Source organism: Salinarchaeum laminariae (genome assembly GCF_023204835.1).
Classification (GTDB): Archaea; Halobacteriota; Halobacteria; order Halobacteriales; family Salinarchaeaceae; genus Salinarchaeum; species Salinarchaeum laminariae.
In genome coordinates, this window is the sequence record NZ_CP096270.1 from 488,623 (window position 1) to 511,308 (window position 22,686).

At 66.4% G+C, this 22,686-nt stretch carries 20 protein-coding genes; 10 read left to right on the top strand and 10 right to left on the bottom strand.

Annotation, left to right across the window (positions count from 1 at the left end):
- Positions 1-136: 136 nt before the first annotated feature.
- Together MXF70_RS02355 and MXF70_RS02360 are read right to left on the bottom strand one after the other, a co-directional pair.
- On the bottom strand, positions 137-967 hold the full coding sequence (locus MXF70_RS02355) for a pantoate kinase (protein WP_248517049.1): 831 nt from the start codon (positions 965-967) through the stop codon (positions 137-139).
- A gap of 556 nt (positions 968-1,523) precedes the next feature.
- Positions 1,524-1,994, bottom strand: a complete 471-nt coding sequence (locus MXF70_RS02360) for a deoxyuridine 5'-triphosphate nucleotidohydrolase (protein WP_248517050.1) — start codon at positions 1,992-1,994, stop codon at positions 1,524-1,526.
- A gap of 182 nt (positions 1,995-2,176) precedes the next feature.
- Here MXF70_RS02360 and MXF70_RS02365 point away from each other — a divergent pair, with 182 nt between their 5' ends.
- The 3 genes from MXF70_RS02365 (at position 2,177) to MXF70_RS02375 (ending at position 4,968) form a co-directional block, all read left to right on the top strand.
- Positions 2,177-4,150 (top strand): aconitate hydratase, encoded by a 1,974-nt coding sequence (locus MXF70_RS02365; protein WP_248517052.1) that lies wholly within the window; start codon positions 2,177-2,179, stop codon positions 4,148-4,150.
- Positions 4,151-4,272: 122 nt separating this feature from the next.
- Positions 4,273-4,623: a MarR family transcriptional regulator gene (locus MXF70_RS02370; RefSeq protein WP_248517053.1), complete on the top strand. Its 351-nt coding sequence runs from the start codon at positions 4,273-4,275 to the stop codon at positions 4,621-4,623.
- Positions 4,624-4,968: a hypothetical protein gene (locus MXF70_RS02375; RefSeq protein WP_248517055.1), complete on the top strand. Its 345-nt coding sequence runs from the start codon at positions 4,624-4,626 to the stop codon at positions 4,966-4,968.
- A gap of 33 nt (positions 4,969-5,001) precedes the next feature.
- On the opposite strand, the gene MXF70_RS02380 is transcribed toward MXF70_RS02375, so the two are convergent.
- Positions 5,002-5,391 (bottom strand): hypothetical protein, encoded by a 390-nt coding sequence (locus tag MXF70_RS02380; RefSeq protein ID WP_248517057.1) that lies wholly within the window; start codon positions 5,389-5,391, stop codon positions 5,002-5,004.
- A 147-nt stretch (positions 5,392-5,538) separates the two neighbouring features.
- Here MXF70_RS02380 and MXF70_RS02385 point away from each other — a divergent pair, with 147 nt between their 5' ends.
- Entirely contained in the window at positions 5,539-7,731 is a 2,193-nt protein-coding gene (locus MXF70_RS02385; protein ID WP_248517059.1) for an elongation factor EF-2, read from the top strand.
- A gap of 25 nt (positions 7,732-7,756) precedes the next feature.
- Here MXF70_RS02385 and MXF70_RS02390 read toward each other — a convergent pair whose 3' ends face one another.
- Together MXF70_RS02390 and MXF70_RS02395 are read right to left on the bottom strand one after the other, a co-directional pair.
- Positions 7,757-8,239, bottom strand: coding sequence for a VOC family protein (locus MXF70_RS02390; protein ID WP_248517061.1), 483 nt, complete (start codon positions 8,237-8,239; stop codon positions 7,757-7,759).
- 84 nt (positions 8,240-8,323) lie between these two features.
- Entirely contained in the window at positions 8,324-9,883 is a 1,560-nt protein-coding gene (locus MXF70_RS02395) for a Cdc6/Cdc18 family protein (protein ID WP_259370386.1), read from the bottom strand.
- Positions 9,884-10,251: 368 nt separating this feature from the next.
- Here MXF70_RS02395 and MXF70_RS02400 point away from each other — a divergent pair, with 368 nt between their 5' ends.
- Positions 10,252-11,856 (top strand): helicase HerA domain-containing protein, encoded by a 1,605-nt coding sequence (locus tag MXF70_RS02400; RefSeq protein WP_248517063.1) that lies wholly within the window; start codon positions 10,252-10,254, stop codon positions 11,854-11,856.
- Positions 11,857-12,190: 334 nt separating this feature from the next.
- The gene (locus MXF70_RS02405; protein ID WP_248517065.1) at positions 12,191-12,781 is read left to right on the top strand and encodes a hypothetical protein; all 591 of its coding nucleotides are present in this window, start codon (positions 12,191-12,193) and stop codon (positions 12,779-12,781) included.
- 240 nt (positions 12,782-13,021) lie between these two features.
- Here the strand turns inward: MXF70_RS02405 and metG are convergent, their stop codons facing one another.
- Positions 13,022-15,184: a methionine--tRNA ligase gene (metG, locus tag MXF70_RS02410; protein WP_248517067.1), complete on the bottom strand. Its 2,163-nt coding sequence runs from the start codon at positions 15,182-15,184 to the stop codon at positions 13,022-13,024.
- 257 nt (positions 15,185-15,441) lie between these two features.
- Here metG and MXF70_RS02415 point away from each other — a divergent pair, with 257 nt between their 5' ends.
- From MXF70_RS02415 to MXF70_RS02430, 4 genes are read left to right on the top strand one after another with little or no spacing between them, the layout of a single operon-like run.
- On the top strand, positions 15,442-16,293 hold the full coding sequence (locus MXF70_RS02415; RefSeq protein ID WP_248517069.1) for an ABC transporter permease: 852 nt from the start codon (positions 15,442-15,444) through the stop codon (positions 16,291-16,293).
- Positions 16,290-17,291 carry an ABC transporter ATP-binding protein gene (locus MXF70_RS02420; RefSeq protein WP_248517070.1) on the top strand — a complete coding sequence of 334 codons (1,002 nt, stop codon included), beginning with the start codon at positions 16,290-16,292 and terminating at the stop codon, positions 17,289-17,291. Before MXF70_RS02415 ends, MXF70_RS02420 begins: the two co-directional genes overlap by 4 nt.
- A complete protein-coding gene (locus MXF70_RS02425; RefSeq protein ID WP_248517072.1) occupies positions 17,288-17,932 on the top strand; it encodes a hypothetical protein in 645 nt (214 codons plus the stop codon). Before MXF70_RS02420 ends, MXF70_RS02425 begins: the two co-directional genes overlap by 4 nt.
- Before the next feature lie 4 nt (positions 17,933-17,936).
- Positions 17,937-18,224 carry a winged helix-turn-helix domain-containing protein gene (locus MXF70_RS02430; RefSeq protein WP_248517074.1) on the top strand — a complete coding sequence of 96 codons (288 nt, stop codon included), beginning with the start codon at positions 17,937-17,939 and terminating at the stop codon, positions 18,222-18,224.
- Between the two features lie 42 nt (positions 18,225-18,266).
- Here the strand turns inward: MXF70_RS02430 and MXF70_RS02435 are convergent, their stop codons facing one another.
- The 4 genes from MXF70_RS02435 to MXF70_RS02450 all read right to left on the bottom strand — a co-directional run bounded on the left by MXF70_RS02435 (position 18,267) and on the right by MXF70_RS02450 (position 22,544).
- Positions 18,267-18,644, bottom strand: coding sequence for a DUF2237 family protein (locus MXF70_RS02435; protein ID WP_248517076.1), 378 nt, complete (start codon positions 18,642-18,644; stop codon positions 18,267-18,269).
- Between the two features lie 290 nt (positions 18,645-18,934).
- A complete protein-coding gene (locus MXF70_RS02440) occupies positions 18,935-19,912 on the bottom strand; it encodes a phosphoadenosine phosphosulfate reductase family protein (protein ID WP_248517077.1) in 978 nt (325 codons plus the stop codon).
- A gap of 156 nt (positions 19,913-20,068) precedes the next feature.
- Positions 20,069-20,767: a phosphoglycerol geranylgeranyltransferase gene (locus tag MXF70_RS02445; RefSeq protein WP_248517078.1), complete on the bottom strand. Its 699-nt coding sequence runs from the start codon at positions 20,765-20,767 to the stop codon at positions 20,069-20,071.
- A gap of 85 nt (positions 20,768-20,852) precedes the next feature.
- Complete coding sequence (locus MXF70_RS02450; protein WP_248517080.1) at positions 20,853-22,544, bottom strand: sensor histidine kinase; 1,692 nt, start codon at positions 22,542-22,544, stop codon at positions 20,853-20,855.
- Positions 22,545-22,686: the final 142 nt, after the last annotated feature.

Genomic DNA, 22,686 nt, shown 5'->3' on the forward strand with positions numbered 1-22,686 from the left:
GTCAGTTGGAGTTACATTCGCCGGACTCCGCGGTGAATGGACGGCGGTCGGGAGCGTGAACAGTTCGGACAGCTGACCAGAATATCGGCCGAAAACGATATGTCGCGACGATCGGCGCCACGGGCTGCGAGCCGACCTACCGGCAGAGGCTCGCGCCCGCTGGATCGATCTCCGTCCGCTCGGCGTCGTAGCCCGCGTCGGTCAGCCCAGTGCCGAGACAGAAGACGGTCTCGCCGAGCATCGCCATCGCCGCGTCGCCGCCGGCCTCGTTGGCCTCCTGGATCGCCTCGATCACCGGCTGGGTCAAGAGCTCCGCTTCGCGCGCGAACCGCCGCGAGGCGCGCATGAACGTCTCCACAGTCGGCTCCGAGCGGACCATCTGGAGGGACTGCCCGCCGAACTCGCTCAGCGCGTCCGTCTCACCGTCCAGCACGTCGGCTGTCGAGAGCTCGTCCATCGCGAGATACTCGACGGTCTCCCGGGCTGAAATGCCATCGAGTTCGCCCTCGCCCGGCGCGCCTGGCTCCGTTCGAAGCACCATGCCACCGTGGGCCTGCGCGACGACGTCGCCGAGTCCCGTGCCGGCTCGCACCTCCGCGCCGTGGGCCAGCGAGATCAGTTCGTTCTCGGAGTACTCGAGGTCGAATGACTCCGCCGCCGCGAGCGCGGTGCCGAGCGTGGCCGCACCCGACACGCCGAACCCACAGCCCGGCGGCAGCGCACTCTCGACGAGGACCGTCGCGTCGAGATCCAGCACCTCGCGAATCCGCTCGACCGGCGCGATCGGCGCACTCGTGTCGTCGAGGTATGTCTCGCGCTCGCCCGCCCGGACCGTGACCGTCACCCCGTCCGCGAGGGTGATTCCCCCGCCGACAGAGCCCGTTGTCATCGGAGTCTCGCCGTCGTGTACCGCGAAGAAGCCGGTGACGTGTCCGGGAACGAACGCCGAGACCGCCTCGCCTGCCATAGGGCTGTCTTGGGGGCCTCCCAAAAACCGGTTTCGACCTAGGAATTTGCTGAGCTGGAACTGTAGGTCTCTGATAGACCGCAACCTCCTACGGAAGCCCCCTCCCGCTCGTCGGTGTACGCTCGCTGCGCGCCTTGCCTCACTCGCTGGCGCTCGCTCGGCTGCGGTGCTTACACCGACAGACTCGCTCCGCTCGTCTGTCGAGGTTCGGCTCGATGTGCTCGGCTCACCGTCGCCTACACCGACGAGCGGTCGGCCCCTTCCGAAGCCCCACCCGGGACTGAGTCCGGTTGAGTGACGGCGAGGGGATTCCGGCTGCGCTCCGCGCTGGGAATCCAGCCTGCAATAGCCCTTTGGACGATCCAGTGCGCATAGCTACCCTGGGAAATCCCTCGGGTGGGACTGGAAGGGGCCGACCGCTCGTCGTTTCTGAGGAAGTAAGCACCGAACGACCGAAGAGAGTGAGGCGCGCAACGACTCAGAAACGACGAGCGGGAGGGGGCTTCCAAGCGGTTCGCAGCGGTCACGATCGTAGTAAAAGTATCCCCTCTCGAATTCACTCCAGCCGTTCGCCCTGGTAGGAGCCGTCGTAGAGGTCTTCGTGGGCAGCATCCGCGAGGACGATCTGCCCGAAGCGGGCGCCCTGCTCGATCTCGATGGGATGAGTCACCTGCAGGAGGCCCTCGCCCTTGCCCTCGTAGCCCGCATCCCAGACGGCGGTCTCCAGCGTGGTGCCGTTGCGCATGAGCGAGGAGCGGGGCAGAATAAAGCCGACGTGTTCCTCGGGAATGGCGACGGTCTCGGTATAGCGGACGACGTAGCCTCCGGGCTCGAGGTGGAACACGCGATCGTCGCCCTCTGGCTCGATCTCAGTCCGGTCGGCGACGGTCTTGCCGTCCCGGCCGATGCGCCCGACTTCGTCGGGTTCGAGCACCGCTTCGAGCGTGAGATCGACGCCGTTTGGCTGGACCTGCTCCTCTTCGATCGGGCTAATGTTCTCCGCGACGAAGGCGCCAGAGCGGAACATAGGCGTTCGTGGCACCGGGGGAGCCAAGTTCGTTCCGACGTTGGCGCGCCAGCCAGCGGCCGAATAGACCGAAACGGGAGCGGGCTTCGGCACGGATAGTGCTCGCCGAGGGGCGGTCTCCCACGATCGTACACGCGGATCTCGCGGGATTTATACCCGCGCGGTGACGATATTGGGCCGCTATGGGACAAACTCTCACCGAGAAAATTCTCGATGACCACCTCGTCGAGGGCGAGCTGACGCCCGGCGAGGAGATCGGTATCGAGATCGACCAGGTCCTGACCCAGGACACCACGGGGACGATGGTGTGGCTGCAGTTCGAGGCGATGGGCCTGGACGAGGTCCAGACCGAGATCGCCGCTCAGTACTGCGACCACCAGACCTACCAGTTCGACTTCAAGAACACCGACGACCACCGCTTCCTGCGCTCTGCGGCCGGCACCTACGGCGCGTACTTCTCTCGGCCCGGCAACGGCATCTGTCACAACGTCCACCGCGAGAACTTCGCGGCGCCCGGCAAGACGATGCTGGGGTCGGACTCTCACACGCCGACGCCCGGCGGGCTCGGCGAGCTCGCCATCGGCGCCGGCGGGATCGACGTCACCGTCGCGATGGGTGGCGCGCCCTACTACATCGAGATGCCCGAGGTCCACAGCGTTCGCCTCGAGGGCGAGCTGCCCGAGTGGGCGACCGCGAAGGACGTCATCCTCGAGCTCCTCCGACGGCTGTCCGTCAAGGGCGGCGTCGGCAAGGTGCTCGAGTACACCGGTCCCGGCGTCGAGACGCTCTCGGCACCCGAGCGGATGACGATCACCAACATGGGTACGGAGCTGGGCGCCACGTCGTCGATCTTCCCGACGGACGAGCGCACCCAGGAGTACCTCGAGAAGGTCGACCGCGCCGACGAGTACGTCGAGCTCCAGCCCGACGACGACGCGGAGTACGCCGACGAGATCGTCGTCGACCTGTCGGACCTCGAGCCGCTCATCGCCGAGCCCTCGATGCCCGACAACGTCGTTCCCGTCCGCGAGGTCGCTGGCCAGGACGTCGACCAGGTCATGGTCGGCTCCTGTACGAACGGCGCCTTCGCCGACATCCTCCCCGCCGCGAAGATGCTCGAGGGCCGCGAGGTCAACATGACGACCGAGATGATCGTCGCACCCGGCTCCAAGCAGGCCTCGGAGATGCTGGCCCGACAGGGCTGGGTCGCCGAGATGATGGCCGCCGGCGTGAACTTCTCGGAGGCCACCTGCGGTGCGTGTATCGGCATCGGTCACGTGCCCGCCTCCGACTCCGTCTCGCTGCGTACCTTCAACCGAAACTTCGAGGGCCGTTCCGGCATCGAGGACGACAACGTCTACCTCTGCAGCCCCGAGGTCGCCACCGCCGCGGCGATCAAGGGCGAAATCGTCGATCCGCGGGATCTCGCCGACGACCTCGGCGACCTCGAGGACCCCGGCTTCGAGCTCCCCGAGGAGTACGACGGTTCGAAGACCGACCTCATCACGCCCGACGAGGCGCCCGACGACGGGCTCGTCAAGGGCCCCAACATCGGCGACGTGCCCATCAAGGATGCGCTGGACGCCGACATCGACGGCCCCGCGATCCTCAAGATGGGCGACAACATCACGACCGACCACATCATCCCTGCGACCCAGGACATCCTGATGTACCGGTCGAACATCGACAAGCTCTCTGAGTTCACCCTCTCCCGCGTCGACGACACCTTCGCCGACCGCGCGGCCGCCGCCGACGGTGGCTGGCTCGTCGCTGGCGAGAACTACGGGCAGGGCTCCTCACGCGAGCACGCCGCGATGTGCCCGATGTATCTCGGTATCGAGGGCGTCCTCGCACAGAGCTTCGCACGGATCCACCGCGCGAACCTCTTCAACTTCGGGCTCGTCCCGCTCCTCATCGACGAGGAGACTTACGAGCAGATCGAGCAGGGTGACGACGTCGCCGTCGTCGACGACGTCCACGAAGCGGTCGCCTCCGGCCAGGAGGAGTTCACCATCCGCGTGAACGACGACTGGGAGGCCACCGCGACGCTGGACGCCTCCGAACGCGAGCGCGAGATGCTCGCCGCCGGTGGCAAGCTCGCCTGGACGAAGCAGCAGGCCGAAGGCGGCGACAGCCCGGCGCCCGCTGACGACTGAACGGCGCGATTTCTTGCGGATCTTTTTATGCGATACCTCGGCCAAGACACGACGTGCTACCAGATGGAATTACAGTAATTACGCCCAATACAGCTATTACACTGGAGCGTCGAACGTCGTATGTGCCGATCCGGATCGATCGCTTCGAGGAAGACGACGAGTCCGAGCTACGTCCCGGTGGTCACACGAACGCGGAGCTGGTGCTGGCCTTCCTCTCGGCCAACGACGAACAGGCGTTCACGCCGAAGGAAATCCACGAGGAAGTGGAGATCGCTCGCGGGAGCGTCGGCGTCGTTCTCTCTCGACTCGAAGACCGCGAACTGGTGCGCCACCGAGGCGAGTACTGGGCAGCAGATCCCGACGCCGACGTCGCCACGACGCTGACGTCGCTTGCGACCGCGCGAAACGCGACGGAGCGGTTCGGTCCCGAAGATTCCGAGGACTGGGGCCCAGGCGTCGGGGAGGACACGTAGATGGAGGATGCGTCGATGGACAATCGACGCGGTGAGGTCTGGTGGGGACCAGCACTGCACAAATCCTCGCCAGCATATCGACCGTGGCTGATCGTCAGCGACGGCTCGCAACCGTTCGCGGACGAGGAAGCCATCGTACTTGCGTTGACGACGCAGGCTCACGGCGCCGGAATCGCTGTCACCGGCGATGCCTGGATTCGTGGGGGATCGAACGCTGACGCGTTCATATCGCCGTGGTACGTCTCGACGATGAAACATCGCGAGCTCGAGGACCTCCAGGGAGAACTCTCCCCGGACCTGGTTTCAGACGCTGTGGCGGAACTCCACGGGTACGTCCCGACGTAGTTCACCACAGACGCTACTCTCGCCAGACGACTACTACTCGTCCTCGAGCATCTGCTCGTAGGCCGGCCGCTGGTAGAGGAAGACCAGGTTCGCGACGATGATCGTGGTGACGGCAACGACCAGGGCTGCGCCGATCCGCCCGACGGACGCGACAGCCGTCGTCCACGCGACCAGAAGCCCGATCCCGACGGCAACGCCGGCTGATCGCTGGAAGTCGACGATTCGTTCGCTCCGCGGCCGGGCCTCGTGATAGAGCCAGCCCTCCCCGGCGCCGGCGGAGCCGTCGACGATCAGAAAGACGCCGGTACCGACGCCGACGCCGATCGCGAGCGCGTACCGGAGCGCGAGGAGCTGTCCGAGGGCGAGGGAGAGGCCGGCAGCGAGGGCCAGCCCGGCCACCAGTGCAGCGAGACGGCGGATCACGCCGGATGCTCCGGCCGATCGGCAGGTAACTGTTCTGGTCCGGATCGTCACCAGCTGCCACGGTGCTGTGTCGGTGCGTCCCACCGCTGGCGCCACTGCGCCCGCGGATCACTACCCTTTTGACCCCGCTGGCGATACGATTCCCCAATGGGACGCCGCAAGAAGATCGTGGAAAAGTGCGAGCGGCTGATGGACGATCCGGTACAGATCCGGAACATCGCCATCGCCGCCCACGTCGACCACGGCAAGACGACGCTGACAGACAATCTCCTCGCAGGCGCCGGCATGATCTCCGACGACACCGCCGGCGAGCAGCTCGCGATGGACACCGAGGAGGACGAACAGGAACGCGGCATCACGATCGACGCCGCGAACGTTTCGATGACCCACGAGTACGAAGAGGAGGACTACCTCATCAACCTCATCGACACGCCGGGCCACGTCGACTTCGGTGGCGACGTCACCCGCGCGATGCGCGCCGTCGACGGTGCGCTCGTGGTCGTCGACGCCGTCGAGGGCGCCATGCCCCAGACGGAGACGGTGCTGCGACAGGCACTCCGCGAGGGCGTCAAGCCCACGCTGTTCATCAACAAGGTCGACCGCCTGATCTCGGAGCTCCAGGAGGGCCCCGAGGAGATGCAGGAGCGCCTGCTTGCGGTCATCCGCGACGTCAACGAGCTCATCCGCGGGATGACCGAGGAGATGGACGACGTCGACGAGGACTGGACCGTCGGCGTCGAGGAAGGTACCGTCGGCTTCGGGTCCGCGCTCTACAAGTGGGGCGTCTCGATGCCCTCGATGCAGCGCACCGGGATGGACTTCGGCGACATCATCGACCTCGAGCGCGCGGACAAGCGCCAGGAGCTCCACGAGCGAACGCCGCTTTCGGACGTCGTGCTCGACATGGTCTGTGAGCACTTCCCGAACCCGATCGACGCCCAGCCCCACCGCATCCCGCGGGTCTGGCGCGGCGACGCGGACTCGGAGCTCGCCGGGACGATGCGCGACGTCGACCCCGAGGGCGAGGTCGTCTTCATGGTCACCGACATCGGCGTCGACCCCCACGCCGGCGAGATCGCCACCGGGCGCGTCTTCTCCGGGACCCTCGAAGAGGGCCAAGAGCTCTACGTCTCCGGAACCGCCGGCAAGAATCGCGTACAGAGCGTCGGCCTGTTCATGGGTGACGAGCGCGAGGAAGTGGATCGCGTCCCCGCGGGGAACATCGCGTCCGTTACCGGTCTCCCCGACGCGATCGCCGGCTCGACGGTCTCCTCCGTCGAAATGACGCCCTTCGAGAGCGTCGACCACATCTCCGAGCCCGTCATCACGAAAGCCGTCGAGGCCAAGAGCATGGACGACCTGCCGAAGCTCATCGAGACGCTGCGACAGGTCTCCAAGGAGGACCCGACGATCCAGATCGAGATCAACGAGGACACTGGCGAGCACCTCATCTCCGGACAGGGCGAGCTCCACCTCGAGGTCCAGACCCAGCGCATCGAGCGCAACCAGGGCATCCCCGTCAAGACCGGCGAGCCGATCGTCGTCTTCCGGGAGGCACCCCAGCAGCCGACCGGCGGCGAGGTCGAGGGGATCTCCCCGAACCGCCACAACCGCTTCTACATCTCCATCGAGCCGCTCGAGCAGGATCTCATCGACGCGCTGAAGAAGGGCGAAGTGTCCATGGACATGCCCGAGCTGGAGCGCCGCGAGGCGCTACAGGACGCCGGCATGGACAAGGATACCTCCCAGAACGTCGAGGAGATCCACGGCGCGAACATCTTCATCGACGACACGAAGGGGATTCAGCACCTCAACGAGACGATGGAGCTCGTCATCGAAGGGCTCGAGGACGCCCTCGACGAGGGCCCGCTCGCCGGCGAGCCCGTCGAGGGATCGCTCCTCCGACTCCACGACGCCCGCCTCCACGAGGACACCATCCACCGCGGTCCCGCCCAGGTCATCCCGGCGGTCCGCAACGCGGTCCACCGCGCGCTGATCCACACCGAGATCCGCCTGCTGGAGCCGATCCAGGAGGTCCGCATCGACGTGCCCAACGAACACATGGGCGCCGCCTCCGGCGAGATCCAGGGCCGACGTGGCCGCGTCGACGACATGTACCAGGAAGGCGACCTCATGGTCGTCGAGGGCGTCGCGCCCGTCGACGAGATGATCGGCTTCTCCAGCGACATCCGCTCCGCGACCGAGGGCCGGGCGTCCTGGAACACCGAGAACGCTGGCTTCCGCGTGCTGGCAGACAACCTCCAGCGTGACATCATCGGCGAGATCCGCGAGCGCAAGGGTATGAAGGAAGAGCTGCCCGAGGGCGTCGACTACTTCTAAGGACCTTTTTTGGACCGGGATTTCCTCACTTGCTCCCTGCGGTCGCTCGTTGCGGGAACCCCGGTCCAAAAAATCTCCACCAAAAAAGGCCGCCAGCTCGGGCACCGCCCTCGCTGGCGGTGGATTGCGTGGTGCAAACCGCGACGCACCGCTTTGCTACCCCCTCGCTCACGCAGAAGCCGTTCCCGGCGAGGTCCTCCATCACCGTCCAGACGGTGTCGTGCTCCTCGTCGGTCTTCGTTTCGCGCACCATCGCGCCGAGTCCTTCGAGGCGCTCGACCTCGCTCTCGCGATCCTCGGCGTGGAGGTCGAGGTGGATCGGCAGACCGCGATCCGTTCCGCGTGGCGCTTCGCGGAGCATGAGGTTCGGGCCGTCGGGTACCTCGACGATCTCGAGGCCGAGTTCGTCGAGCAGGTCCAGCCGCTCGGCGTCTAGCGCTTCAGCCCAGAAATCCGCGAGTTCAGCGGGGTCGTCGCTGGCGAAGTTGACGTGTGCGATCTCGACCATGCGTACGCTCGCCGACGGACGTAGTGCAGAAAAATCGACGACACGGCGGAGATCGTTGCCGACCTCGGGGTCGGCACTACGGCGTCAGTTGTCCTCGCCCAGCCGCGCGTCCTGCTCGATGACTTCTCGCGTGCGGTCCGTCGGCACGGAGACGCTGATCTCCTTCGTCCGGCCGTAGCGGCCCTTCGAGACGACGACCGCGTTGACGATGCCGAGCATATCGAGTTCGGAGATGAGGTCGGTGGCGCGGCGCTGGGTGAGGGGGTCGAGGCCGGCCTCCTCGGCGAGCGTGCGATAGACGTTGTAGACCTCGCCGGTGGTCACCCGGGACTCCCCGTTCTCGTCGAGGTCGATGATCGAGAGAAGGACGAGCTTGGACTGGGTCGGGAGCGTCCGAACGGCCTCGACGATCCGATCCAGTTCGATCTTGTCCTGCGCGCGCCGGACGTGCTCGTCGCCCACGCGCTCGGCGCCGTCACGCTCGGCGAACTCGCCGGCGCAGCGCAGCAGGTCGAGCGCGCGGCGGGCGTCACCGTGTTCCTGTGCGGCGAAGGCCGCACAGAGCGGGATGACGCCCTGTTCGATGACGTCCTCGCTGAACGCCATCTCGGCGCGCTGATCGAGGATGTCCGAGATCTGCTGGGCGTCGTAGGGCGGGAAGACGATCTCCTCCTCGCCCAGCGAGGATTTGACGCGCGGATCGAGGAAGTCGGTGAACTTGAGGTCGTTCGAGATGCCGATGATCGAGACTTTCGAGCGTTCGAGGCCGGAGTTGATCCGCGAGAGGTTGTAGAGGGTGTCGTCACCGGACTTCTCGACGAGTTTGTCGATCTCGTCGAACATGAACACCAGTACGCGTTCGTAGAGGTCGATCGCCTCGAAGAAGGACTGGTAGACCCGGTCGGTGGGCCAGCCCGTCATCGGGATTTCCTCGGTCGTCTCCGTGTAGGATCGGAGCTCCTCGATGCGGTCGCGGACGGCGGCGAGATCCTCGTAACCGAGCTCTTGGGCGCGTTCGACGTTGACGGCGTCGACGATGGCGGTCAGTTCGGAGATGTCGTCCTCGGCTCGCTCGAGATTGTCCTCGATGAACTCGTTGCCCAACTGTGCGAGTACGCGGTACTGCGTGTCGGTGACCTCGCAGTTGATGTACTCGACCTCGCAGTCGACCTCGTACTCCGATGCGGAGCGCTCCAGCTCCTGGCTGACGTACTTCGCGCTGGCGGTCTTGCCGGTCCCCGTCTTGCCGTAGACGAGGATGTTCGATGGCGTGTCCCCCCGGAGCGCGGAGACGAGTACGGTCGCGATCTCGTTGATTTGCGTCCCACGGTGTGGCAGCCGATTCGGCGTGTAGGAGGGGCGAAGCACCTCTTTGTCTTCGAAGATGCGTTCCCCGGCGAGCAGTTCGTCGAACAGCCCGTCCCCGGCAGGTTCCTCCTGCTCGGTGGCGTCATCGGGCACCTGCAGCTCGGTCGCGGCGACGGAGCCAGGTCCCGTCGTATCTCCAGACGCGTCGCTCGCGCCGTCGGGTGTAGCAGCCCGATCGTCGATCGAATCGTCGGACTGCTCACCGTGTGCGCCAACAGCCTCGGCGTTGTCGGTGTCGTCGGGCTCGTCCGTCGCAGATGCGTCGTCCTCGTTCATTCCTGATCCCCACAGCCGCCCCCAACGGGGGCGAACGCTCCGCCGTCCGGCGATATACACGACCCAGTTCCCACCGGACGTCCCGCAAAGTGCACACCGATCAGCCAGGCACACCAGGGTGATAAGCGTGTTCGTCCGTGGTCGAACAGGTCCGATCGTTGATGGGGTTTGGCAGCGTATACCCGAACCGACGCAGGCTACCAGTTCGGTTCAGTAAGCGACGCCTTCTCTCCGGTTTCGGAGGGTTTCGCGCGTCCCTGGCGTGCTGCCGGCACTGGATCCGCATCGATGCCGACCGCGGGTAGCCTCCCGACCGGTGGCGGTGACAACAAGCATTTAACGACTCCGCGGGTAGGCTTCGAAGACCGATGGCCCAGGGCAGCAACGCCGAGTGGATCGTGCCCACCACGGACGCGAGATCGCTCCCGGTCGTCGAGCTCCTGACTGGCAGGGGGTTCGTCTCCGGGAAGTCCGGGAGTGGCAAGTCCAACACGGTCGGCGTCATCGCCGAAGAGCTGCTCGAGAACGGCTACAACTTCCTGATCGTCGACACCGAAGGCGAGTACTACGGGCTGCAGGAGGAGTACCAGCTACTCCACGTCGGGGGCGACGAGTTCGCCGACGTTCGCGTCGGCCCCGACCACGCCGAGAAGCTCGCGGAGATCGGCCTCGAGCGCAACGTTCCGATCATCCTCGACGTCTCGGGGTTCGACGACGTCGACGAGTCCCAGGAGCTCATTACCCGCACCATCGAGGAGCTGTACAGCCGCGAGAAGAAAGTGCGCAAACCGTTTTTGCTGATCGTCGAGGAGATGCAGGAGTACCTCCCACAGCAGGGCAGTGCCGGCGATCTCGGCGAGGTTCTCGAACGCGTGGCCAAGCGCGGCCGCAAGCGCGGACTCGGGATGTGTGGCGTCTCCCAGCGCCCCTCCTCCGTGGACAAGGACTTCATCACGCAGTGTGACTGGATGGCCTGGCACCGCCTCACCTGGGAAGCAGACGTGAAGGTGGTCTCGAAGATCATCGGCTCGGAGCGCAAGCAAGCGCTGACCGATCTCGACCCAGGCGAGGCTTTTCTGATGACGGACTGGGACGACGCGATCGAGCGCGTCCAGTTCCGCCGCAAGCACACCCACGACGCCGGAGCGACGCCGGGGCTCGAGTCCTACGATCGCCCGGATCTCAAAACCGTCGGCAACGACCTCATCAACGAGATCGAGGCGTCCGAACAAAGCGCCGCCGAAGCAGACGCCGCTCGCCAGGAGCCCGAGCCAGATACCGGCAGCCTCGAAGACCTCACACTGCCCGAATCGACACCCGATCCCGAGACGAAGGAGACGGAGGCACGGGAGACGGGAGACGCTGCCGAAGCGACCGACGAGACGGCACGCGTCGAGGAATCCGGGACGGTCGACGGCCCGCCCGGGTCGCCGATCGAGACGGAACCGATCGAGGTCGACGCCGACGATCCCGACGAGGCCGTCCAGCGCCTCCAGCAGCGGAACCGCGTGCTCGAACGCGAGGTCGAGGAGCTCCGGACGCTGCTGCAGTCCATCGAGCCCGACCACGAGCAGGCCGCCGACCACGCCACCCAACCCGACTTCGCGACCGCAGCCGACGGAAACGGCACCGCGGGCGCAGGCATCGGCTTCGCCAATGGAGGGAGTGGCTCCACCGCTGCCAGCGAATCTGGCGCCGGCGGGAAGGCGTCCCAACCCTCGAAGGCGACGCCACCGACGCCGGCACGCTCCTCCAAACAGGCGACACTCTCGGGGTCGGGTGCGGAGGACTCGTCGACCTCGACGCCCACCCCGACGGCACCACGACGGCCGACGCCGCCGGACCGGCCGAGCAACCGCAGTGGGCTCGCCGGCGTCATCCTCGAGTTCGGAGAGATGACGATCTACCTGCTGAAGTCCACGAGCTACCGGCTGCGGCTGGCGTCTTACAAACTCCGCCGGAAGCTCTCCTGACCGGAGGACCGCTCCGTCCATCCCCCTGGCTCACCGCTCCGGGCGCCGAGCGGTACTGCTCGCGCCAGGGCCGGACCCGTTCGATCGAACCGGCAGTCGACGCCGTGGGTTCAGATGGATCCTCGCTGCAGACTGCTCACCGCCGGGCGCCCACCACCGACCGCGCGAGAGTGCCGGTCGGCGGCCTCCGATCTCGACGGACGCCAGACCGGGGATCCCGGACCGTTTCACTCGTTTAATTCGGCTTAATTGGGATTGAGACGCGCTCAGTCGCCGGAAATCGCGGCCATGGCCTTGCCCCCTCTTCATCCCCTGGCCCATGGATCCGGCTGCGATGGTTGCACGCAAACTGCTCGCGGTCGCCCTGGCTGCCACCCTGCTGATCGGTGGCGTCGCTGCCACGGGCGCCGCCATGCCCCAGGACGCACAGGCCGACGAGAACGCGCAGAACGAGCTGCCGAGCGACGCGGGCGCACCGGACGACGCGGACAACGACTCGGACGACGCTCCGAATAACGGGAACGGCAGCGCGGCCGCGCCCGGCAACGGCAGCGCGCCGGACGACGTCGGCCCCGACGGCGAGCAGGGGCCGCCCACGGACATGCCCGCGAACGTGCCCGATCACGTCGTCGAGATCCACCAGACGATCCAGAACTTCCTCGACGGCGGTAGCTTCGGCCTCGGCGACGCGATCGCCGACATCGTCGGGATGGACGACGACGCCGAGGAAGACGATGCATCGGAGAGTGACGGCGACGATACCGAAGGTGCGGACGCTGACGGAGACGACGAGGACGCAGACGAGGCTGACGACGAGGACGTCGAATCCGACGACGAAGACTCTGACGACGCTGCGGGCGACGACGCTGACGACGACGGCGACTCCAGCGACGACGAGGACGGATCCGGCGACGCGGACGCCTGATCACGCCGGCTGACCACTCGCGACGCTGCACCGACGCGCAGCCCCGCTGCGCAACGGCTCTCCTTTCCGATGCTCTTCGGTGGCGAGCGGCGGCGCCAGCGAGAGGTCGATAGAAACGACAGCGGGGCAGTGAGTGAGGGGAGGGAGGAGACGGTGATAGTGGGAGGATGAGAAGTAGAAGATGGGAGAGCGAGCGGGAGTGCGATCGAGAGAGAGCAATACCGGACCGGTTGCTCGCGCCTATCGAACTCGCTCGCCAGGCACCGCGTCCTCGTAAGTCGTGAGCAGATCGGCCTGCTCGCCGGCGGCGAGCACCATGCCATCGGACTCGACACCGAACAGCTCCGCAGCTTCGAGGTTGGCCATCACCACCACCTTCGTTCCGGGCAGCTCGTCGACGTCGTGGAGCTGTTTCAGCCCGGCGACGATCTGACGGACCTCGACCCCGATGTCGACGGTTAGCTTGACGAGTTCGTCCGCGCCCTCGATTCCCTCGGCAGTCTCGATCCGTCCGACGCGAAGGTCGAGATCCTGGAACTCCTCGAAGCCGATCCGGTCCTCGAGGACCGGGTCGAGATCGGCGGGCACGTCGTCCGCGCTCTCTGCATCCTCGTCGGTGGCGTCGGTATCCGCAGCCGAATCGCCGTCTGCCGCGTCGTCAGATTCGTCAACGTTGGATTCGTCCTCGCCGTCTGCTGCTGAGGCGACCCGGTCGGCGAGTTTGGCGTCGAGCTCCTCGACGCGCTCGTCCTCGACGCCCTCGAACAGCTCGGTGGGTTCCTCGAACTCGTCGGCGGGCGGTTCGAGCGCCGCCTCGAGCTCCACGTCGTGGACCGAGCCGTCCTCGCCGAGCTGGGTCCACAGCTCCTCGGCCGTGCCGGGCATGACTGGCTCCGCCAGCACGGCGCAGGCTTTCGAGAGCTGGACACAGTCGTAGATGACCTGTGCGGCGGCCTCGGGCTCGTCGTCGACGAGCGACCACGGCTCGTTGCGCTGGATGTACTCGTTACCGAAGCGAGCGAGCTCGACCGGTGCGGTGCCGATCGCGCGGACGTCGTACTCGTTGACGGCGGCGTGGACGGAGTCGATCGCGTCCTCGATCTCGGCCTCGACTTCTTCGGAGACCGTCGCCTCTGGGGTGCCGTCGTAGTTTCGAAATGCGAACAGCATACCGCGGTAGGCGAAGTTGCCGAGCGTGCCGACGAGCTCGCCGTTGACGCGGTCGGCGAACTTCTCCCAGGAGAAGTCGATGTCCTGCTGGAGCCCGCCGTTCGTGGTCAGGTAGTAACGAAGAAGGTCGGGGTGGAACCCCTCGTCGAGATACTCCTGTGCCCAGATCGCGCGGTTTCGGCTCGTCGAGAGCCCCTTCCCGTTGATCGTGATGAACCCCGTCGCGCACACAGCTCGCGGGGTGTCGTACCCGGCGACGTGGAGCATCGCCGGCCAGAAGATCGTGTGGTGCTGGATGATGTCCCGGCCGATGAAGTGGACGATCTCGCCAGCGTTCTCCGAGTCGGATTGCTCGCTCCCGTTCCACGCGTCCTCCCAGTCGTAGACGTCGGCGCCGACGCGTTCGGAGTACTGCTTCGTCGAGGCGATGTACTCGATCGGCGCGTCGACCCAGACGTAGAGGACGAGATCGTCCTCGGAGCTGTGCTCGCCCGGATAGTCGATTCCCCAGTCCATGTCCCGGGTGATACACCAGTCCTGGAGCCCCTCTTCGATCCACTGCCGGGGCTGGTTCCGGGCGTTGTCCGTGCCGTCGAGATCGTCGAGGAACTCCGTCAGGAAATCGGCGAGCTTCGAGACGGTGAAGAACTTGTGTTCGCGCTCGCGGTACTCTGCCGGGTTGCCGGTGACCGTCGAGACCGGGTCCTCGATTTCGCCGGGTTCGAGGTGGCGACCGCAGCCCTCGTCGCACTCGTCGCCGCGGGCCTGCTCGCCGCAGTAGGGACAGGTGCCCTCGACGTAGCGATCCGGCAGGGCCTGGTCCTCCTCGGGGTCCCACGCGACCTCGATCGTGCGCTCCTCGACGAACCCTTCTGCCTCGAGCTCGCGGACGATCTCGCGAGTCAGTTCGGTGTTGGTCTCGTCGTGGGTGTGGCCGTAGTTGTCGAAGTCGACGTCGAACTTCGGGAAGGTCTCGGCGTACTGCTCGTGCCACTCGAGGGAGAACTCCTCGGGCGAGACGCCCTCCTGCCAGGCGTTGACGGCGACGGGTGTGCCGTGCATGTCCGAGCCGGAGACGTAGGCGGTCTCCTGCCCGATGCGTTCGAGCGCACGATTGAACGCGTCCGCTGCGGTGTAGCCCCGGAGGTGGCCGACGTGCAGGTCCCCGTTCGCGTAGGGAAGCCCACAGGTGACGACGGCAGTCTCCTCGGTGGGAAAGTCCTGGCTGCTCATACCTTCCTGCTGTGGCCAGGCGACCCTAACGGTTTCCGTTCGCGACCAGGATCGAGTGCGGCTGCGACTGGTATCGGCTCCACAGCAGCCGGCGTGAACGTCCCATCCCGCTCGACACTGCTACCGGCTGGCGTCGTGGGGGCCACGTCCATAGCGAAACAGCGTCAATTCGTCTGTAGACAATGATTGGAAAATCAACTAATAACTTTGCACTGCAAATGTTTTTGTTCGAGTGGCTCCTCCAGGCAGCCACGACGATGTCCACAGAGACCGCCGCGCCCGATTCGGCCGAGCCGCCCGTTCCCGATCGCGTCCCCTGGCAGCGCCAGGCCTGGGCGTTCGCGGAGCGCCACCTCCGCGTGCTCGTGCGGAGTCCGATGATCATCTTCCTCGCTGTCGGCTGGCCGCTGGCGTGGTACGTGCTGACCGTTTCGGTGTTCCTGCCAGGGGACGCCGGCGCGTTCGCCCTCGGATCGGTGGCCGTGAGCTACGCGTTCTTCGGCTCGTTCACGGTCGTCGTCGCGGTGTTCGCCGGCGCGTTCGCGGGCGACCTCGACGGCGGGCGCTACCGGAAGTTCCGCTCGCTGCCGATCGCACCGAGTGCGGATCTGGCGGGGCGATTCGTCGCGGCGCTCGTCCTCGCCGTGTTCTCACACGCCGTCGTCCTCGCGGTCGCGTTCGCCACCGGCGCCCGTTTCGAGCCGCGTCTCGCTGCGATCGGCCTCGTGCCGCTGACGCTCCTGTCTTTCTGCGTCGTCGCGGTCGCGCTGTCACTCGTGCTCGGTGCCGTCGTCTCGAAACCAGAGTACATGACGACGATCGGAATCGTCCTCGCGCTGATCGCCTACTACACGACGGGGTTCAACGGCACGCAGCCGGGCATGATCGCCGACGATCCGTGGTTCGTCAACGTGCTACCGAACTCGCTGGCGACCCGCCAGCAGCTCTACGCGCTGTTCGACGGCGACTTCACCGACACGGGCGTGCTCCCGCCGGAGCTACCCTCGGGCATCGAGTTCGTCGGGCTGACCGGTGCCTACGTCGTCGTCGGGCTCGCCGTCTCGATCCTGCTCGTTCGTCGCGTCGCCTACGGAGGTGACCCCCTGTGAGCGACACCGCAGAGAGGGCTCGGAAGGCACAGGACCGCTCCGCAGGGAGCGTGCTCGAGGCCAGCGCTGTCGAGTTGACGATCGGTGACCAGCGCGTCCTCGAGGGCGTGGATCTCCAGATCGAATCCGGCGAGATCGTCGTCCTCATGGGTCCAAACGGCGCCGGCAAGTCCGTGTTCCTCTCCTGCTGTGCGGGCGCGCTGAGGGCCGACGGCGGCGAGATCGAGTTCTTCGATCGGTACGCCCCACGAGTAGCTCGCGGGCTGTTCAGCGTCGCGATACAGGGCGATACAGCCGATCCGGAGCTCACCGGTGCGGAGAACTGCAGGTTCTTCGAGCAGCTCCACCCTGCCGGCACCGACGAGTGGCAGACGCTCGCCGAGCGGTTCGAGCTGACCGAGGACATGGATCGCACCGTCGGAGCCTACTCCGGCGGGATGGCACGGAAGGTCGAACTCGCCAGCGCGCTGAGCGCCGACGTTCCACTATTCTTGCTCGACGAGCCTGCGGCAGCCCTCGACCTCTCGATGCTCCGGGTGCTCCACGACGAGCTCCTCCGCCGACGCGACGAGGAGGGCGCGTCGGTGCTCCTCACGAGTCACACCCCGCTGGACGCCCAGATCGCGGATCGGCTGGTGTTCCTGCGGAACGGGCGCGTCTACGCCGACGGACCACCCGAGGGGCTGCTCGACGAGCTGCCGCCCGTGCTGCGGGTTCGCGGCGCCGTCCCCGACGACGAGCAGTTCGTCGGCAACCGGGCGTTCGGTCGCGGTGACGAGGTCCGGGGGTTTCTGGAGCAGGAAACCGACGCCGAGGCGATCGAAGCCGAGCTTCCCGACGACGCGCTCGTGGAGATCGACCCGCCGTCGTTTACCGATCTGTTCAACTACTACGCCTACCTCGCCGGTGAGGAATCCCAGCAATCGCGAGAGGCCACCACCACGAGGTCACCGGAGTCCACCGACGGGACGGCTGGGCCCGTTGGGTCAGAGCAATGAGCAAGGACCCGGCCGACGACTCCGAGGACGCGGTCGATCCCGACGCGCTCCGGGCGGACCTCGACGCGATCAAATCGGCGATGGGGCTGGAGCAGCGCTACCCCGGACAGGCGCGGATGTGGCTGCTCTACGGTGCCGCAATCGGGCTGGCGGCGATCCTCAAGAACGTCGCGTTCGCCCTCGAGCTGCCCAGCGCTGGCTACGTCGGGATCTGGTTCGCGCTCGTCGCGGTCGTGATCGGTGCGCAGTGGCGCCTCGTCTCGCGGACCTCCGGTGTCACGGCACCCGGCGTCGACTGGCGCCAGCTGTTCACCGTCATGGTCGTCGCACTGATCACGCTCTGGGCGTCGGTCGGCGACGTCGTCGGGAATGCGACGACGGGCGCCGAACGGGGCGCCCACTTCTTCAGCCACGTACTGGTCTTTCTCGGACTCACCTTCCTCGTCGTGGGGATCGTTCTCGGTACCGAACGGATCGAACTGCGCGACCGGCTCCCCTTCTACGCCGGAGGTGCGTGGATGCTGCTGCTCGCCGGGTTCATCCCCCACGTTCGCACGCTGCAGCTTGGCGGCTGGGCCGTCTTCGGCGCGCTCTTCGCGCTCCACTCGCTGATTGCCTACCTCGTGACCAGGGAGGACTAGCACGATGGAGCTGGACGAACTGGTCCACCAGCCAACGCGACTGCGGATCTTCGCCTACCTCTATCGCCACGGCACTGCGACGTTCCCGGAGCTGCAGGAGGAACTCGACGTGACGGAGGGGAACCTCTCGAGTCACGCCCAGACGATGGAAGACGCCGGCGCGCTGGTCGTCGAGAAGGAGTTCGTCGACCGCAGACCACGGACGACGTACCGGCTGACCGAGGACGGGACGGCGCTGTTCGAGGAGCACGTCGCGACGCTGGAGCGCCTGATCGACGGACTGGAGGAGTGACCGGGACCGACCGCAACCGCATTCCTCCCGCAGTGAGCGTCGCTACCCCTCCTCGTGGGCGTACGCCTCGATCGTGTCGCGAGAGACGTGGGTCAGGACGGCTTTCGCGGTCGCTTCGGGCACGATCGGTGGCGCGCAGTCGGCCTCCTCTGCTTCGAGCCACCGCGGGACGCAGACGCACCAGCGGTCGCCGGGATCGAGGCCGGGGAAGTTCAGCGCCGGCTGGGCGGAGCGGAGGTCGTTGCCCTGGGCGGCGGTGTAGTCGAGGAACTCCTCGGTCATCACCGCGCAGATCTCGTGGCGGCCGGCGTCCGCGAGCACCTCGCGGCAGTAGCCGTCGCGCTCGTAGCCCGTCTCCGGATCGAGGCTACAGGGCGTCAGCGGCTCGTCGTGGACGTTCAGGTCCTCGGAATCGCTCATGCGCTGCACTGTGGGATCCAGACGGAAGGGAGGGTCGGATCGAGAATCGAAATTGGAGGGCGGTTGCGCTGCTACGTGGTGCTGAGACGGGTCGAGAGGAGAGTACAAGAGTGCGGTTCTGGAGCGATTCGGAGCTGTGTGGTAGATGCTAGTACCGCGGCCTCCGGCCGCGGTTTCACTCCGGCGAGGGGCAAAGCCCCGAGCCGGAGGGCTTTTTCATGAACGTTTTTGCTGGGCGGGTTCCCGCAGCGCGCCTCTGGCGCGCGAGGAAACCCACCCAGCAAAAAGGTTCACATGTAGCCGAGATCTCGGAGCCGCTCCATCAGGTCCTCTTTGTCCTGGGCGCGGCCGGCGCGCTCGGTGGTGTCCTCGAGGTCCTGGAGCCACGCGGGGTCCTCCGTCGTCTTCTCCGTGGAGACCTCGCTGCCAAGGGAGCGGAAGCCTTTGACGTACTTCGGCGAGATCGGGACGTCCTCCCACTCGACGCCCTCGGGAAGGTCATCGGCGTCCTGGGGGACGTGACCCTCGTCGGGGAAGGCGGGGACGGTGTCCGGAACGACGTAGTGCCAGAAGGCGTCCCACACTGCGCGCTCGTCGAACTGCAGGATCGGCTGGATGCGGTCGTGCGGGGGGTAGATGTCGGGGTCGTGGCGCGCGCTGAAGAACGTCTCGTCGGCGCGGGCCTCCTGCTCGTCCCAGCGAACGCCGGAGATGACGCCGTCGATGTTCTCCGATTCGAGGGCGTCGTTGAGCGCGACCGTCTTCAGCAGGTGGTTGCCGACGTAGGTGTCCAGCAGGAACGGGAACTCCTCTTCTTCGTACTCGAGGATGTTCCGAACGTGGTGCTGGTTGTGGTCCGACAGCGCGTCGATCGGGATGTCGTCGCCGGGTTCGAGGTCGTTCGCCTCGACGTACTCGCCGACGTCCTCGTTCTGAGCGTAGACGACGTCGAGATCCCACTCCGCGGCCCAGTGGTCGACGAAGTCGTGGATGTCGTCGAAATGCTGGTAGTGGTCGATGAAGACCGCCGTGGGCACCTCGAGGTCGTACTTCTCGGCGACCTCCTTGATGAAGTAGAGCGTGAGCGTGGAGTCCTTGCCGCCGGTCCACATCACGGCAGGATTGTCGTACTGTTCGAGCCCCTCTCGGGTCACGTCGATTGCTTTCTCGATCTTCGCCTGGAGGTTCGGGTAGTCCTCGGGGTCCTCGCCGGCGCCGTCCTCGTAGTCGACGTCGACCTCGGGGACTGCGGTCGTGCTGTCGGACATCGTGTAATGAGATATAATTACGGCCTGGGCAAAATGCCTTACGCGATCGATTCGGACCCCAACTGGGAGGCATACCGGCGGAAAACAGGGTCAGACCCACCGACGAGTGGGGTCCCCGGTCGTCGCGCGAATCCGAACTCCGAAAGCGGACAGCTCCTAGGCGTCCCTCGCGGCCTGCACCGTCTCCCGCACCGCGTCCACACCGACGTCGTGGACCAGATCGCCGACGACGACCACGTCGGCCTCGCTGGCCATGGTGTGCGCGGAGTCGTAGTCGTGGATGCCGCCGCCGTAGAACAGCGCCGCGTCGTCGATCGCGTCGGCGGCCGCCTGGACTTTCTCGGGATCGCCGAGCATGCCGGAGTATTCGAGATAGACGATCTCCTGGCCGAACATCTGCTCGGCGATTTCAGCGTAGGCAGCGACGTCGTCGGCGTCGAGGGCACAGTCGGCCTCGGTGAGCTGGCCGACGCTCGAATCGGGGTTGAGGATGATGTAGCCCTCCGTCGTCGTCCGGCCCCAGTCGACGTGGTCGGATTTGACCCACTCCTTGTGAAACCCGGTCATCCAGGCCATGTCGCCGGCGTTGAAGACGACCGGCACGAGGAAGCCGTCGACTGCCTCGTCGTCGACGACGACCGCGGGGTTGCTCGGCTCCTGGTAGAGCGGCACGTCGTACTCGGCGCAGGCCTCGATCACCCGACTCATCTTCTCGCTGGTGATGTCGAGCGTTCCGCCGATCTCGAGGGCGTCCGTTCCGGTCTGGCAGACGTCGGCGAACGTCTCGCCATCGACGAGCTCCTTGTCGGGATCGATCTTCAGAATGTGATCCCACTCCGTCCACGGCGCAGTCATTACGCCAGCGTGGTTCAGCGGAGTGCAAAAAGGCTCCGAAAGGGTGGATCGGCGGTCGTTCCGACGGACGGACCGGCCCAGCCGCTCACTCGCCGAGGTCTGGAACGGTGACCGATACGTGATTGCCGTCGTCGTACTCGAACTCGATTTCGCCCTGCAGCTTGGTGACACACCAGTAGACGATCCAGAGACCGACCCCCTGACCGTGCTGGAGGGGCGTTTCGTCGCCCGACCGGAGCGACTCGATCTCGACCGGTGGAATCCGATCGTTACTGTCGCTGACCTCGAACGTGACGCCACCGCTGTCGGCCGGCGGTGCCGTTGCGGTGACCGTGACGGTCGGCTCTGCGGCCTCGGAGTGGACGACGGCGTTTTCGACGAGATTCGATACCAGGAGCGACACTAACACCGAATCGGTCCTGACGCGGAGTTCATCGCTCGGGACGGACCAGTCGACGGCCGCGCCGGTGGTGGCCGCTACACACTCCGCTTCGACCTCAGCCAGCAGGTCGGTGACGGAGAGGCGCTCGGGAGTGAGGTCCCGCTCTTGGACCGTCTCGAAGGTGTGAACCTTCTCCGCGATCGTGGTGAGTCGGCCGCTGGCTTTGGCGATCGTCGCCGCCTGGTCGCTCTGCTCGGTACCGGCGAGTGTCTCCCGGAGCATCTCCGCGTGGCCGCTGATGACCGTCGTCTCGTTCCGAAGATTGTGTCGGAGGATCCGGTTGAGCACCGCGAGCTGTTGCTCGCGCTGTCGCTCCCTGCTGACGTCGTAGAGGACGACCATCTCCCCGACGACGTCGTCGCCGGGGCCGGTCAGCGTCGAGTGGGACACGCCGAACGTTCGCCCGATACCGGCCCCGACGCTGATCTCCCCGCTGTCGCGCAGCGTCGGCAGATCGACGCCGAGCGCCGTCACGATCGGGATCGGGAGCGCCGCGGAACGCAGGGCGTCGAAGACCTGCTCCGCTCGGTCGTTGGTCCGGACGATCTGTCCCTCAGTATCGAGGACGAGCACGGGGTCTGAGAGCGAATCGAGCCCACTTTGCTCGGCCATCCGCTGCGTGGCAGGGTTGGAATCGAACATGTGCGTCCCGACGAACGCGTACGCGTCCAGTGCCACGTGGACGACCATCAGCGGCGCCGTGAGGTGGAGTACCGGGACAGGGCCGGCCCCGAACAGCCACAGGAGGACGCCGAGGCTCGGCGGCACGGTGCTCAGGGTGACGGCGGTCGCTTCGCGGCGGTAGAGCGGGCCGTAGCTCACGATCGCGCCGATCAGGAGCAACGATCCGACCGCGGCGGTCCCCACGGAGAAGAGCAGCGCGAACTGCCCCCAGGGCTGGAAGGAGTACGTGAGCGTCGAGAGACCGAACCGGGTTCCAAACTGGGCGTCGGTCCAGACGAGTTCGTGGATAGAGTTCGTCGCGGCGAGTCCGGCGGTCGCCAGCGGAACGACGGCCAGGCTCCACGCCACGGGACCGCGGAGCAGGTCGCCCCGCCCGGTGTAGTCGAGCCCGAACGCCAGGAAGAACGGCCCCATGAAGCAGACGCTGGCGATCGTGATCACCTCCAGTGCGATCCGCAGCGCCGACTCGGTGACCAGCAGGGCAGCACCGTACGCGAAACAGCACGCTGCGACCGACGCGATGTTCCCCATGAAGTAGCTCGCACCGGGCCTGTCGCGCTGGCCGTAGAGGTACTCGAGGAGATAGAGTGAACCGACACCGGCTGCCACGCAGGCAGCGACGATGGCGATCCCGGTGAGTTCGGGAACCACTGGTTCGGACGAAGGTGGCCGGATCGCAATCAACGTTGGGGCCCCGGCGAGAGGACATCTCCGAGCGAGTCAGAGTTCGGTGTCGCAGTAGTGCCGAGCCATCGGCCAACGCCACCGCGACGGCACTCGGGCGGGCCGTATT

What these genes read in the sequence shown, in the direction of transcription:
- MXF70_RS02355 (WP_248517049.1), bottom strand. Translation starts at nt 967, where the DNA reads ATGGCAGGCGAGGCGGTCTCGGCGTTCGTTCCCGGACACGTCACCGGC.
- MXF70_RS02360 (WP_248517050.1), bottom strand. Translation starts at nt 1,994, where the DNA reads ATGTTCCGCTCTGGCGCCTTCGTCGCGGAGAACATTAGCCCGATCGAA.
- MXF70_RS02365 (WP_248517052.1), top strand. Translation starts at nt 2,177, where the DNA reads ATGGGACAAACTCTCACCGAGAAAATTCTCGATGACCACCTCGTCGAG.
- MXF70_RS02375 (WP_248517055.1), top strand. Translation starts at nt 4,624, where the DNA reads ATGGAGGATGCGTCGATGGACAATCGACGCGGTGAGGTCTGGTGGGGA.
- MXF70_RS02385 (WP_248517059.1), top strand. Translation starts at nt 5,539, where the DNA reads ATGGGACGCCGCAAGAAGATCGTGGAAAAGTGCGAGCGGCTGATGGAC.
- MXF70_RS02390 (WP_248517061.1), bottom strand. Translation starts at nt 8,239, where the DNA reads ATGGTCGAGATCGCACACGTCAACTTCGCCAGCGACGACCCCGCTGAA.
- MXF70_RS02395 (WP_259370386.1), bottom strand. Translation starts at nt 9,883, where the DNA reads ATGAACGAGGACGACGCATCTGCGACGGACGAGCCCGACGACACCGAC.
- MXF70_RS02400 (WP_248517063.1), top strand. Translation starts at nt 10,252, where the DNA reads ATGGCCCAGGGCAGCAACGCCGAGTGGATCGTGCCCACCACGGACGCG.
- MXF70_RS02405 (WP_248517065.1), top strand. Translation starts at nt 12,191, where the DNA reads ATGGTTGCACGCAAACTGCTCGCGGTCGCCCTGGCTGCCACCCTGCTG.
- metG (WP_248517067.1), bottom strand. Translation starts at nt 15,184, where the DNA reads ATGAGCAGCCAGGACTTTCCCACCGAGGAGACTGCCGTCGTCACCTGT.
- MXF70_RS02415 (WP_248517069.1), top strand. Translation starts at nt 15,442, where the DNA reads ATGTCCACAGAGACCGCCGCGCCCGATTCGGCCGAGCCGCCCGTTCCC.
- MXF70_RS02425 (WP_248517072.1), top strand. Translation starts at nt 17,288, where the DNA reads ATGAGCAAGGACCCGGCCGACGACTCCGAGGACGCGGTCGATCCCGAC.
- MXF70_RS02430 (WP_248517074.1), top strand. Translation starts at nt 17,937, where the DNA reads ATGGAGCTGGACGAACTGGTCCACCAGCCAACGCGACTGCGGATCTTC.
- MXF70_RS02435 (WP_248517076.1), bottom strand. Translation starts at nt 18,644, where the DNA reads ATGAGCGATTCCGAGGACCTGAACGTCCACGACGAGCCGCTGACGCCC.
- MXF70_RS02440 (WP_248517077.1), bottom strand. Translation starts at nt 19,912, where the DNA reads ATGTCCGACAGCACGACCGCAGTCCCCGAGGTCGACGTCGACTACGAG.
- MXF70_RS02445 (WP_248517078.1), bottom strand. Translation starts at nt 20,767, where the DNA reads ATGACTGCGCCGTGGACGGAGTGGGATCACATTCTGAAGATCGATCCC.